Source organism: Ignavibacteria bacterium (assembly GCA_013177855.1).
Lineage (GTDB): Bacteria > Bacteroidota > Ignavibacteria > Ch128b > Ch128b > Ch128b.
In genome coordinates, this window is the sequence record JABLYA010000001.1 from 896095 (window position 1) to 909205 (window position 13111).

The following is a 13111-nucleotide window of genomic DNA, read 5'->3' on the forward strand; positions in this document are numbered from 1 at the left end:
GTCTCTCCTAAAGCTGTCTCATTCTTTAAGTGTATGCAGATTTAGTTGGGAGGTGGAATGAGACAGCTTCATAATATTTATTTCGATTCAATTACATCTTCAACCCAGCTTAGAGCTGCCATCGCTCCTGGAAAACCAATTGTTGGAATTGCCAGAAAAACAACCTGTAAAATTTCATCTTTAGAACAACCACATTCTAAGGCTTTTCGAGTATGGGAGTGGACAGCACCTTCAAGTCCTGCTTCAGCTGAAATTGCAAGCTTAATTAACGCTCTTGTTTTTTTCATCAATTGGTCCTGAGCTGTGAACAGCTTTCCCGAGCTGTTCATAAGCTTGATAAATTTCTGGATATTTTTCTTTGAAATTTTTAAAGTGCTCTGGTAAGTTCGTCATAGTTTAATCTCCATAAATTTATTTTACATATAAAATTATGGAAATAAATCGAAGAAAGTTTTTGAAACAAATAAGCAATTTAATCTGGATTGGATTTGGTTTTCTCATCTTCAAATCGTCAGAAAAAAATTTGCTTAATTCAAAAAAAGGAAAAATCAAAACCTATGAAAATAACTTCCCTGAAGGAATAACTGTTTTAGATGGACTGATTATTTCAAAAAGTGGAAATGAATTAAAAATCTTTAAATCAACCTGCACACATCTTGGGTGTAATGTGAATTTATCATTTGATCAAAATTTAGTTTGTCCCTGTCATGGTTCTAAATTTAAATCTAATGGTAAAGTAATAAGCGGTCCAGCCACAAAAAACCTTGAAGAAGTTCAGTTCGAACTTGACAGGCTAAAAAATCAAATTATAGTTTATGTCTGATGCTTTTGACAATAAAAATTCTTTTTTATTCAAATTACTCAAATTCCCTTATGGCGAGATAGCAACTTCCCTTTTTTACATTTCAATAATTGGCGGAATTGGAATTTCTCTTTCTTTTGATGCAGAAAAACCTCTTCAGTCAATTTCTGAAATTTTAATTTTAGACTATTTTGGATCTTTCTTAAGAAATATCCATTACTGGTCATCTCATTTATTTTTAATCTTTTCAATTCTGCACATAATCGAACATTTAATAAAGAAATCTGAGCAGAAAGTAAAAAATGTCATCTGGCTTCATCTTACTTTTTCTATTTTTTTAATTTTTTATGTGATGCTAAGTGGTTTTTTATTGAAAGGCGATTATGACTCTTTACATGCTTTTAAAATTTTTTCAACTATAGCCCGAAGTATTCCATTTGTCGGAGATGAGATTTCTTTTTTCCTTCTCGGAAATGAGAATAATTTCAAAATAATTTTCTTTCAACACATTGGAACATCGACAATAATTTTACTCTTTATTATTCTTGAGCATTCAAGAATTTTTCTTCCAAGAAATGATAGATTTTTAATTGCTGCCTTATCTGTTCTTATTCTAAGTTTTCTTTTAACGCCGCTTCCAAATGATTCTTTTTCAATGATTATAAAAGGACCCTGGTATTTAGCAGGACTTCAAGAATTTTTGCATTGGTTTTCAAATCCTGTAATCGTAATCGTAATCTTAATTTTAATATTGTTCCTCTTTTACTTGATTAAAATCGTTTCAAATATTTACAGAAAAATCTTATTGATAACGCTTTCAATAATAATTTTATCTCTTACAATTCTAACTGTAACTGGTTTATTCTTCCGTGGTGAAAACTGGCAGCTTACTTCACCTTCTTATAAAAACATTAATGTAAAATTTGAGTTTTTGAAATTCTTAAATCCCTCAACGAAAGAGGTTGTGAATGACTCTTTAAAAGTAATTGAGGGAAGATTTGAAGGTTGTTTAAGCTGTCATAATATGAAAGGCTTAACCTCTTCACATAATCCAGAACAAATTGGATGCTTTAGTTGTCATCGTGGTAATGTCTATACTTTAAATAAGAATTCTGCCCATCGCGGTATGATTTTGATTCCAGGAAATCTTTCAAATGCAAAATTAACTTGCGGTAATTCTAAATGTCATCCAGATTTATTGTATCGTGTTGAAAGATCTATTATGTCTACACTCAGCGGGATGATAAGCGTCGATAAATTTACTTTTAATGAAATCAAAACTCCAGAAGGAAGTTTTAATGTCAAAGATTTAAAGTATTCGGCTGCAGATACTCATTTAAGAAATCTCTGCGTCTCCTGTCATTTAGGAAACGAGAAAAATGAATTTGGCAAAATTGATGAACTTTCAAGAGGAGGAGGCTGTCTTGCATGCCATTTAAATTACAACAATGAAACTGAAGAACAATTAAATCATTACAAAAAATCAAAAGAGCAACTTCCAGTTCTGCATCCATCAATTGATTTGAAGATATCAAATGATCATTGCTTTGGTTGTCATAGCCGATCAGGAAGAATATCCACAAATTATGAAGGTTGGTCAGAAATACTTCCAGATGAAGTAAACTTTAAAAACATAGAACATCGAAGCCTCAAAGATGGAAGGATCTTCATAAAACAAATACCTGATATTCATTTCGAAAAAGGAATGGATTGCATCGATTGTCACATTTCACTAGAGTTAATGGGAGATGGAAATGTCTATGAACATAAAGAGCAACAAATTAAAATTAGCTGCGAAGATTGTCATACAGAAAAACTCAATCTTATCCCTTTAAACGAAATAGATTATGAAACTAAAAAAATTTTAACTCTTAGAGACACCGCTTATTTTAATCAAGATAATAAATTAATTGCGCTTAAAGGAACTAAAATACCGTTTACCAACAAAATTGAAATTTCAAATGGTAAAACTTTTTTCTTCACTAAAAATTCCAACAGAAAACTTGAACTAAAGAAACCAGCTCCTGAATGCACAGCTAATTCACACAAAAATCTGAGTTGTGAAAGTTGTCATACAAATTGGGTAACGAGATGTAATGGTTGTCATACTAAATTTGATCCAAACGAAATTGGTTTTGATCACCTGACAAATCAAGCAATAAAAGGAAGCTGGATTGAAGAAGCTCATAACTTTGAAGTTGGACAACCCACTCTGGGCATAATCAAAATAAAAGACAAAGAAAAAATTTCGAGCTTTATACCAGGAATGATTATCAAAATCTCCGATCAAAAATCAAAAATGATAAAGTTTAATAGATTATTTGCCCCAACTTTTCCTCACACAATCCGGAAAGAAGTGAGAAGTTGTAAAAGTTGTCATCAATCATCAACTGCTTTGGGATATGGCAAAGGCAAAATTGGTTTCAGTGAAGTACTTAATAAATTTAAAATTGACTTTACACTGGAAGATCAAATTAATCCTATCGATTTACTTCCAAACGATGCATGGATAAAATTTTTAGATGAAGGAACAAACCCCAACTCGACTCGAACCTATGCAAAAAACCTCCCTCTTGAAAAGCAGAAAAAAGTTTTATCGGTTGGAGCTTGTTTGAACTGTCATAAGGAAAATTCAAAAGTTATTAATGAATCCCTAATTAATTTTGAAAATACACTAAAGAATCGCTCACCTAAATGCATCCTGCCTAAATTTTAATGCTCTTAATTTTTTGCAACTGAAATAATTGTTTATATTTATAAGTATCAAGTTTGAAATAAAACACCAACATGTTTTTCATTTTTGATAAACTTGATATTTATAAATCAAGAAATTATTTAAAAAATCGATTTTTTTATTTGGCCTATTAGTTGCTAAATATCAATAGTAATTATGATAACTATAATTGATATGAGCCAATCAAAACCAAAATATAAAATTAGTGAAGCTGCAAAGATACTTGGGATTTCAGTACATACTTTAAGAATGTACGAAAGAGAAGGACTAATTATTCCATATAAAAAGTCTACAAATCAAAGATTATATTCTGAAGAAGATATTCATCGTCTACGATGCATTAGGAATGCAATCAAAGAAGATAAAATCAGCATTGAAGGCATTAAAAGAATTTTTTCACTAATACCATGTTGGGCAATTGTTAATTGTTCGTTGCAGAACATTGATTTTTGCAAAGCTTTGAAATCTTCAAATAGGCCTTGCTGGACATTCAAACATGAAAACAATTTTTGTTCAGATAAAGACTGCAGAGAGTGCGAAGTTTACAAGATTTTTAATAACTGCGAATCAATTAAATCAAAATTAATTGAACTAACTTTTAATGGGATTTATCAAAAAGAAGAATTAAAAGAGGAACGAATATGAGAAAACTCGTAATCTTAGGTGCTGGTACTGCCGGCACAATGATGTTAAACAAATTATATAATGCACTTGATTTAAAAGATTGGAGCATTACAATTGTCGATAAAGAAGAAACACATTATTATCAACCTGGATTTTTGTTCATTCCATTTGAGATTTACACAAGGCGGGATGTTATAAAACCAAAGCGAGATTTCTTTCCTTCTGGTGTTGAAGTCATTATGAGCGAGATCGAAAGAATTGAACCAGATAAAAATAGAGTGATACTTGCAAACAACAGAGTATTGCCCTATGATTATTTAATAATTGCAACAGGTTCAAGAGTTGATCCAAATGAAGTTGAAGGGATGAAAGATAAACTTTGGTACAAAAATGTTTTCGACTTTTACACAATTGAAGGTGCCTGTGCGTTAGGAAACCTCTTTAAACATTGGGATGGTGGAAGGCTTGTTATTCACATAACTGAGATGCCAATCAAATGTCCGGTTGCTCCACTTGAATTTGCATTCTTAGCAGATTGGTATTTTACTGAAAGAGGAATTAGAGATAAAGTTGATATTCATTTTGTTACTCCTCTGCCCGGTGCATTTACAAAACCAAGAGCTTCAGCCATTCTTGGTGATTTCCTTGAGAAGAAAAACATTAAACTTGTCACTGACTTTAATATCGCAAGAGTAGATAACGACGAGAAAAAAATTGTCAGCTGGGATGAAATCGAAGTTCCTTTCGATGTGCTGGTAACAATCCCAACAAATAAAGGTGACGAAGCAATTGCTCGAAGCGGTATGGGTGATGTATTGAATTTCATTCCTACTGATAAACACACTCTTCTTGCTGAAGGTTTTGATAATATCTTCGTTATTGGCGATGCAACAAATCTTCCAAGTTCAAAAGCTGGTTCGGTAGCCCATTTCCAATCAGAAATTTTGTTTGAAAACTTTTTGGATGTAATCGATGGCAGAAAACCAACAGCAAAATTTGATGGTCATGCTAATTGTTTCATTGAAAGCGGGTTTGGCAAAGGTATATTAATTGATTTCAATTATGATACAGAACCACTTCCTGGAAAATTCCCATTACCTGGAATTGGACCATTTTCATTATTAGAAGAGACAAAGATGAATCACTATGGCAAAGTAATGTTCAGATGGATGTACTGGAATTTCTTACTCAAAGGAATTGAACTCCCAATTGAATCCCATATGACAATGGCTGGAAAGAGGTTGTAAAATGGAGAACAAAGAACTTCAACTTCAACTCGAAGAAATAAACAAGAAGCTCAATGTAATAATGGAAGAAATTGAGCTTCAGCGAAAACATCGCCAGGAGATGCAGGATTTGAAAGATGACCTAATGCGTGTTGCTAAAGATGTATATCTCACATCATTAGATGAGCTCGAACAGGTTCACGATTATCTTAAAACTGGCGATATAATGCATCTTTTCAAAAAACTTTTAAGAAATGTAAATAACCTGACAAAATTATTTGAGCAGCTTGAAAATCTGCGAGACTTTGCAAAAGATTTTGGATTGATTTCTAAAGGAATGTCAATTGATTTAATGAACAAATTAGATGAGCTTGACCGCAAAGGATATTTTGCATTTCTAAAAGAAACTCAAAAAATATTTGATAACATTGTAACTTCTTTCACGGTTGATGATGTCAAAGCTCTGGGTGATAACATTGTTACAATCCTAAATACAATTAAAAATCTCACTCAACCCGATATGCTTCACGCAGTAAATAATGCTCTAAATGTTTATAAAAAACTTGACATTGAAGTGAAAGAAGATATTTCAATATTAAAACTCGTCAAAGAATTAAATCACCCTGAAACTAAAAAAGCACTTTACTTTGCACTACAATTTTTGAAGAGTTTATCTGCAATTAATTCAAATGGAAACTCAGTCAATAAACAAGAGAAAATAATTTCAACAAACACAAACAAATAAATAAGGAGAGACAATTATGCCAACAAGAGAAATCTTAGGAAAAATGATCGAATTTGATGATGATGGACATCTCAAAAATCTTTCTGACTGGAACGAAGATATCGCCCGTGAACTCGCTAAAGAAGAAGGAATTCCAGAATTAACAGAAAGACACTGGCTTGTGATCAATTATATGAGACAGGAATTTCAGAAAGTTGGTGATGCGCCTTCAATTAGAAAATTAACAAAGGAAAGCGGTGTAGATACAAAAGAATTGTATCAACTCTTTCCGAAAGGTCCAGCAAAGAAAGCTGCTAAAATAGCTGGATTACCAAAACCAAAAGGATGCATTTAAAAAATATAGGAGAGAGTCATATGTCAAATCAAAATGAAGAAATCAAAAAAGTATCCATAATCGTTTCTCGAGGTTCACTCGATGGTGTCTATCCCGGTTTAATCCTTGCTAATGGAGCAAGAATGGAAGGGATTGATGCAAATCTTTTCTTTACATTTTTCGGTATGGATGCAATAGTTGACAAACGAATGGATAAACTTTCAATTGCAACTGTTGGAAATGCTGCAATGCGACTCCCATGGGGACAAAAGATGCCAACCTGGCTCGGAATGATTCCCGGAATGGCTTCGTTTGCAACATGGATGATGAAAAAGGAAATGGAAAAACTTGATGTCCCGCCAGTTCGTGAATTCTTACAAATGATTAAAGATTCTGGCGGAAACATATATGCCTGTAAACTTGCGATGGATATGTTCCACTTAAAGAAAGAAGATCTATGGGAAGGTGTAGATGATATTTTAACCGTTGGTGATTTTTATCAGAAAGCTGCAGGCGGAATTGTATTGTTCACTTAATTGACTTGAAGATTAATAAATTCAAAAAAGAATTCTTAACTGAATAAAAATTATAACTGAACTTTAGACAAAAAGATTGCCGGTCAAAGTTTATCGAAGACTGGCAATCTTTTTTATCTTCAACATTAAAACAAATCTCTATCTAATATTTTAAGTCTAAAGCATTCCTTTGGTTAATCTTCATTTTCGTTTTCATCTCAATAGTTAATCTAAATTCATCACTTATTACACAAATCCTCTATTGATGATGAAAATAAAAGTCCGTCAACAACAAAAATTAAACTCAGTCCTGAATAAAAAAGCAAAACTATTTTTGAATAAGAACTAGTAATTACAATTTGTGATGCATTATGATTAAATCTTTAATTTACTTTTATTAACAATCATCTCAACTTACTGAACTCAACCAATACTTTATCAGTCAAATCTCTTAATTTTGTAAAAAACTTGTGAGGAAAAATGTTTAAACGAAGATTGTTCACTCCCGGACCGACACCAGTTCCAGAAAAAATAATGCTCAAAATGTCTGAGCCAATAATTCACCATCGTAATCCGGAATTCAAAGAAATATTTGCTGAATTAAATTCAAACATTAAATACTTATTTCAGACCAAACAAAATGTTTATACTTTAACCTCAAGCGGAACTGGTGCAATGGAAGCTGCAGTCGGGAATGTAATTTCAGATGGTGATAAAGCCATTTTTGTTAACGGTGGAAAATTCGGCGAACGATGGGGACAAATGATTAAAACTTTTGGTGGAATTCCAATTGAAGTAAAAAAAGAGTGGGGCAAACCTCCATCGGTAGACGAGATTATTGATTTAGTCAAAAAAGATCCTGATGTAAAAGCTATCTACCTAACTCACAGCGAAACCTCCTCTGGCACTGTTACCAATGTCCGGGAAATTGCAAAAGCTGTTCACGAAATTTCTGATGCCTTGATTGTTGTTGATGGAATAACTTCCGTTGGCGCAATTGAACTTAAAATGGATGAATGGGATCTGGATATTGTTTTAACCGGTTCACAAAAAGGATTAATGATTCCTCCGGGACTTTCGTTCATTGCTGTTAGCGAAAGAGCCTGGCGAAAAATTAATGAAACCGAAAATCGAGTTTTTTACTTTTCACTAAAAAAAGCACAAAAAGCTCTTGAAAGTGGAGACACTCCCTGGACACCAGCAATTACACTTGTCATTGGAGCTAACGAAGCATTAAAACTTATAAAAGAAGAAGGTCTGGAGAATATCTGGAAAAGACATCACAGGCTTGCTGAAGGAATTAGAATTGGTGTGAAAGCACTTGGATTAAAATTAATGAGCAAAAATCCTTCTAATGCAATTACCGCTGTCTTCATTCCTGAAGGGATCGAATTCAAAAAATTTAACGATGCCCTTAAGTATGAATTTGGAATTACCGTTGCCGGCGGTCAAGAGCAATATAAAGGGAAACTTTTCAGGATTTCTCACCTCGGTTATTACGACGAACTTGATATGATTACGATGATCTCCGCCCTCGAGTTTGCACTTAAAAAAGCTGGGTATAATTTCCAAGCTGCTTCGGGCGTAAATGCAATTCAGAATTATTTCTTGATGAACTTATGAATAACGAAATAATCCTCTATACCACCGAGAATTGTGGAAATTGTAAAATCGCAAAAATGATTTTAGAACAATACAATCTTCCATACATCGAAAAAAGAGTTGATGAAAATAATGATGTAACACTTGAATTCGAACAAATCACCAATGGACAAAAGTTTGTTCCAACAATTGTGGTAAACAATAATGTTTATGTAAATATCAAACCACACGAATTACTCGAGCTTGTAAAAATTTTAAACTCAAAATGACAGATCAGGAAAGAGTAAACAATCTAAGTCTATTTTTTGCACGAGCACTTGCGTTTGCAGTTGATAATTTAATTATTCTTTTATTTCTAATTTACGTTTACCACATAACCAACATAACAATTAATGAAAATGTATTTTTTATTTTTTTACTCCTTATTTTTTACGAATTATATTTCGCAGTCTTTGAATGTATTTTTCATCGAACACCTGGTAAATTAATTTTGGGGCTTAAAGTTGTAATTAATCGCAATCACGCCTCAGAACAAAATTCCATAAAATCTTTTCTCTCAAATTTTTTTGAAGTACTAATTCGAAATCTAACCAGAGTTTTAACCTTTATTCCACCGCTCTTCTTTTGGAACGAAATTTTATTCATTCTTTTCTCAAAAGGGAAAAATGTCAGAGATTTATTTACATCAACTTCAGTAGACTTTTCAAAAAAAATGGTCACTGAAATCTACAAGGGAAACTCACTTATCACCCAAAATTCAATTGAGGGTTAATTTATGAAAAAGAAATACATAATTTTTTTGATCGCAATTTTAATTTTTACAATTGCAGGCTGCTTCACCAAAAAAATTGTCTATAACGTTTATTATGTTAAACCTTTTGACTGGCATCCGAAAGAAAAGCAAGACTCAACTATCAATTTTTACTCTCCCTACTTCAAAGGATTAAAAATTTTTCTTGATCCAGGTCATGGCGGAACTGATAGAAAAAACAAAGGTCCAGCTGGTCTTGCAGTCGAAGCTGATCTAAATTTGAAAGTCGCATTGTATCTAAGAGATTACCTTCAGAGAGCTGGTGCGATTGTAAATATGTCGAGAGACAGAGATACATTTATTTCTTTGGACGATCGTTCAAGACTTGCAAATGAATGGGGAGCCGATATTTTCATTTCCATTCATCACAATGCACCGGGAAGACCTGGCGATATTTATACCAATTACACATCGACTTATTATCATGCAACTCCAAAAGATTACGAATATGACCACTCAAGTCACGATATTGCCAGATATGTTCAACGAGATTTAGCCTATGCAATGGGTAACAGCGGCGGACTTGGTTCATTTGATGGAACTTACTCAGACTATTGGATTTATCCGAAAGCTGGATTCTCTGTTCTCAGAAAGACAAACGCACCAAGAATTTTAATTGAATGCGCTTTTCACACTTCAGCTTATGAAGAGCAAAGATTAATCATCGATGAATTTAATCAAATTCAAGCCTGGGGAATTTTCAAAGGTCTTGGACGCTACCTTCGACAGGGAATAGTTACATTACAACTTGAAAGAGATACAATCAATTTAAGAAATGACAAAATTTTAAGCGTCACAATAAATGACAATAACATTGGGATAGATACAACTTTTTACATCGCACAAATTGATTCACAAGATGTTGAAGCAAAATTTGCGATTAATAAGATTTCCAAAAAAATTCTCATCCCATTGAATCAAAATTTAGAAGCTGGAGATCATGAGTTAAAGGTTGTAGTAAAAAACATAAATGGCAATCACTCATTTCCTTTTAGACCCAAATTCTATGTAATAAATTCACAGAATAAAACCCCCATTAAAAAGTGAGGTCTTAAATGCTAAACTATGTCTGGATTGCCCTCATAATCCTTGGAATTGGAACAGCCCTTTATTTTGATATCAAAGATACATCAGAAAATAAATTTCGAAACAAAGAATGGATTGAATTCAGCTTCCAATCGAAAACGAAAAATTTTTATAAAGAAGCCGAAGGATTAATTTACATTAATCGAGAAAACTTCAATCAATTCTATAATTCACAAATTCAGTCTGATGTAAATCTTCCAGCAAAAGTAATTTTGACAGGTGAAAACAAAGGGCGAATTATTATTAAAATTAATGATGCATCTCCGGAAATCTGGAAAATAATGGCAAAAGCTTCCGGAGAAAAAGATGATCTGATTGGTGATTTCATCATAGAAAATAGCGGTGAGTCAGAGTTAATGATAAAAGTAAAATTCGAGGAAGTAAATTTTGTAAAAATGAGAAATGTAACAAATGGTTTACTCGATATTGTAAATACTGCAGTTCAAATAGCTTTAGGACTAATTGGAATTATGGCGCTATGGCTTGGAGTTATGAAAGTTGCCGAAGAAGCAGGTTTGATTAAACTAATTGCAAAATCTGTTAAACCAATTACAAAATTTCTATTTCCCGATGTTCCGCAGGATCATCCTGCAATGGGTTCAATGATTATGAATATTTCAGCCAATATGCTCGGGCTAAGCAATGCTGCAACTCCATTTGGTTTAAAGGCAATGGAAGATCTTCAAACACTTAACCAACAAAAAGACACCGCAACAGATGCAATGTGTATGTTCCTTGCTGTTAATACTGCTGGACTAACTTTAATTCCAGCAACTGCTATTGCAATTCGAGCAGCGTCAGGTTCCTCTGATCCTGCTATTATAATTGGGACTTCAGTCTTTGGTGCAGGTTGTGCAACATTAACTGGTATAACAGCAGCGAAAATTTTCGCCAATTATCCCAAAATGAAAGAAGATTTTTCCGGCTGGATAAAGTCAAGAAAGAAAAGTCTCAGCATAATTTTCTCGCTGATTTTGCTAGTTATACTTTCATTTACTACTGGACTCGGAAAAATTTTTGGACATATTTTTAGTTTTATTAATCCTGAATCATTTAAACTCGTTATTGGTTACATTTCAATTCTTGCAATTCCCCTGCTGATTTTTTCATTTTTAACATACGGATTAATAAAAAAAGTCAAAGTGTATGAAAAGTTCGTCGAAGGAGCTAAAGAAGGATTCAATGTTGCTGTAAGGATAATTCCTTATCTAGTTGCAATGCTTGCTGCAATTGGAATATTCCGATACGGAGGTGCAATGGATTTACTCATATATGTTCTTACACCTGTGACGAATTTAATTGGAATGCCGGCTGAAGCATTGCCAATGGCTTTGATGAGACCACTTTCTGGTTCTGGTTCACTTGGAATTATGACAGAAATTATAAAAACCCACGGTCCCGATTCGTTAATTGGGATTTTAGTTTCGACTTACTACGGAAGCACCGAGACAACATTTTATGTTTTAGCTGTTTACTTTGGTTCAGTAAATATTCAAAAAACAAGATATGCTCTGCCAGTTGGATTAATGGCTGATGTCGCTGGAATCTTAGGTGCAACGTTTATTGTCAATATGTTATTTAGATAATTTTTTGATGACTAAAATTTTAAAAGAATAAACCCTAGAATATTTAAAGAGGTTTTCATTAAAGAAAAAAAGAGGGAGAGAAATATGAAGGTTTTCGTTACTGCCATTGTCCCGGAAATCGCTATTAATATCTTAAGAGAAAATGGAATTACAGTAATTGAGAATAAAAGCTATTTACCACTTGAACCAAAAACTTTGATCAAAAAAGCAAAAGAATGTGATGGACTTTTGTGTCTGCTTGCTAATAAGATAAATAAAGAAATTATAGATGGTCTTCCAAAACTAAAAGTCATTGCAAACTATGCAGTTGGTTTTAATAACATCGATGTGGAATATGCAACTCAGAAAAAAATTTGGGTAACCAATACTCCAGATGTTTTAACGAATGCGACAGCAGATTTAGCATTTGCATTATTACTTGCCTGTGCTAGAAGAATTGTGGAAGCCGATGAATTCACAAGAAAAGGTAAATTCAAAATTTGGCAGTCCGATTTAATGTTAGGGAAAGAATTAAATGGACACACAGTCGGAATTATTGGCGCTGGTAGAATTGGTCAGGCATTTGGCAGAAGAGCTAAAGGTTTCGGGTTGAAAATTCTTTATCATGACAAAAAAAGAATTCCAGATTTTGAGAAAGAAACTGGAGCTAAATTTTCTTCACTAAACCAATTGCTTAAAAAATCAGACTTCATTTCCCTCCATACACCTCTTACAAAAGAGACTTATCACCTTATTGACAAAGAAGAATTCGAATTAATGAAAGATGGTGCAATTCTAATAAATACAGCAAGAGGTGAAGTTATCAACGAAAAAGAATTAGTGAATGCTTTAAAATCCAATAAACTCTTTGCAGCTGGGCTTGATGTTTATGAGTTTGAACCAAAAATCACAAAAGATTTATTAAAGATGAAAAATGTTGTTCTCCTGCCCCACATCGGAAGTGCGACTTATGAGACACGGAATAAAATGGCTGAACTTGCGGCAAAAAATATCGTGAATGTTTTGAAAGGAAAGAAACCCATTACTCCTGTGAATAAAATTTAATTAACAAAAAAATTTTTGACTAA

The 13111-nt window shown here is 33.1% G+C and carries 13 protein-coding genes and 1 pseudogene; 13 read left to right on the forward strand and 1 reads right to left on the reverse strand.

Going from position 1 to position 13111, the window contains the following annotated elements:
• Nucleotides 1-77: 77 nt before the first annotated feature.
• Nucleotides 78-393: pseudogene (locus tag HPY57_03800) on the reverse strand (carboxymuconolactone decarboxylase family protein).
• Between the two features lie 37 nt (nt 394-430).
• Between HPY57_03800 and HPY57_03805 the strand changes: the two are divergent.
• The 13 genes from HPY57_03805 (at nt 431) to HPY57_03865 (ending at nt 13088) form a co-directional block, all read left to right on the forward strand.
• A complete protein-coding gene (locus HPY57_03805) occupies nt 431-823 on the forward strand; it encodes a ubiquinol-cytochrome c reductase iron-sulfur subunit (GenBank protein NPV10895.1) in 393 nt (130 codons plus the stop codon).
• Nucleotides 816-3518, forward strand: coding sequence for a hypothetical protein (locus HPY57_03810; GenBank protein ID NPV10896.1), 2703 nt, complete (start codon nt 816-818; stop codon nt 3516-3518). Before HPY57_03805 ends, HPY57_03810 begins: the two co-directional genes overlap by 8 nt.
• A 174-nt stretch (nt 3519-3692) precedes the next feature.
• Nucleotides 3693-4181, forward strand: a complete 489-nt coding sequence (locus HPY57_03815; GenBank protein ID NPV10897.1) for a MerR family transcriptional regulator — start codon at nt 3693-3695, stop codon at nt 4179-4181.
• The gene (locus HPY57_03820; GenBank protein ID NPV10898.1) at nt 4178-5407 is read left to right on the forward strand and encodes an NAD(P)/FAD-dependent oxidoreductase; all 1230 of its coding nucleotides are present in this window, start codon (nt 4178-4180) and stop codon (nt 5405-5407) included. The genes HPY57_03815 and HPY57_03820 overlap by 4 nt, the downstream gene beginning before the upstream one ends.
• A 1-nt stretch (nt 5408) precedes the next feature.
• Nucleotides 5409-6131, forward strand: a complete 723-nt coding sequence (locus tag HPY57_03825; protein NPV10899.1) for a DUF1641 domain-containing protein — start codon at nt 5409-5411, stop codon at nt 6129-6131.
• A gap of 16 nt (nt 6132-6147) precedes the next feature.
• Nucleotides 6148-6465, forward strand: coding sequence for a TusE/DsrC/DsvC family sulfur relay protein (locus HPY57_03830; protein ID NPV10900.1), 318 nt, complete (start codon nt 6148-6150; stop codon nt 6463-6465).
• A gap of 20 nt (nt 6466-6485) precedes the next feature.
• On the forward strand, nt 6486-6980 hold the full coding sequence (locus HPY57_03835; protein ID NPV10901.1) for a hypothetical protein: 495 nt from the start codon (nt 6486-6488) through the stop codon (nt 6978-6980).
• Between the two features lie 459 nt (nt 6981-7439).
• Nucleotides 7440-8582, forward strand: coding sequence for an alanine--glyoxylate aminotransferase family protein (locus HPY57_03840; protein NPV10902.1), 1143 nt, complete (start codon nt 7440-7442; stop codon nt 8580-8582).
• Complete coding sequence (locus HPY57_03845; protein NPV10903.1) at nt 8579-8830, forward strand: hypothetical protein; 252 nt, start codon at nt 8579-8581, stop codon at nt 8828-8830. Before HPY57_03840 ends, HPY57_03845 begins: the two co-directional genes overlap by 4 nt.
• The gene (locus HPY57_03850; GenBank protein ID NPV10904.1) at nt 8827-9333 is read left to right on the forward strand and encodes a hypothetical protein; all 507 of its coding nucleotides are present in this window, start codon (nt 8827-8829) and stop codon (nt 9331-9333) included. Before HPY57_03845 ends, HPY57_03850 begins: the two co-directional genes overlap by 4 nt.
• A gap of 3 nt (nt 9334-9336) precedes the next feature.
• The gene (locus HPY57_03855; GenBank protein NPV10905.1) at nt 9337-10419 is read left to right on the forward strand and encodes an N-acetylmuramoyl-L-alanine amidase; all 1083 of its coding nucleotides are present in this window, start codon (nt 9337-9339) and stop codon (nt 10417-10419) included.
• Nucleotides 10420-10427: 8 nt separating this feature from the next.
• Complete coding sequence (locus HPY57_03860) at nt 10428-12044, forward strand: spore maturation protein (GenBank protein ID NPV10906.1); 1617 nt, start codon at nt 10428-10430, stop codon at nt 12042-12044.
• An 84-nt stretch (nt 12045-12128) separates the two neighbouring features.
• The gene (locus HPY57_03865) at nt 12129-13088 is read left to right on the forward strand and encodes a D-glycerate dehydrogenase (GenBank protein ID NPV10907.1); all 960 of its coding nucleotides are present in this window, start codon (nt 12129-12131) and stop codon (nt 13086-13088) included.
• The last annotated feature ends 23 nt before the right edge of the window (nt 13089-13111 follow it).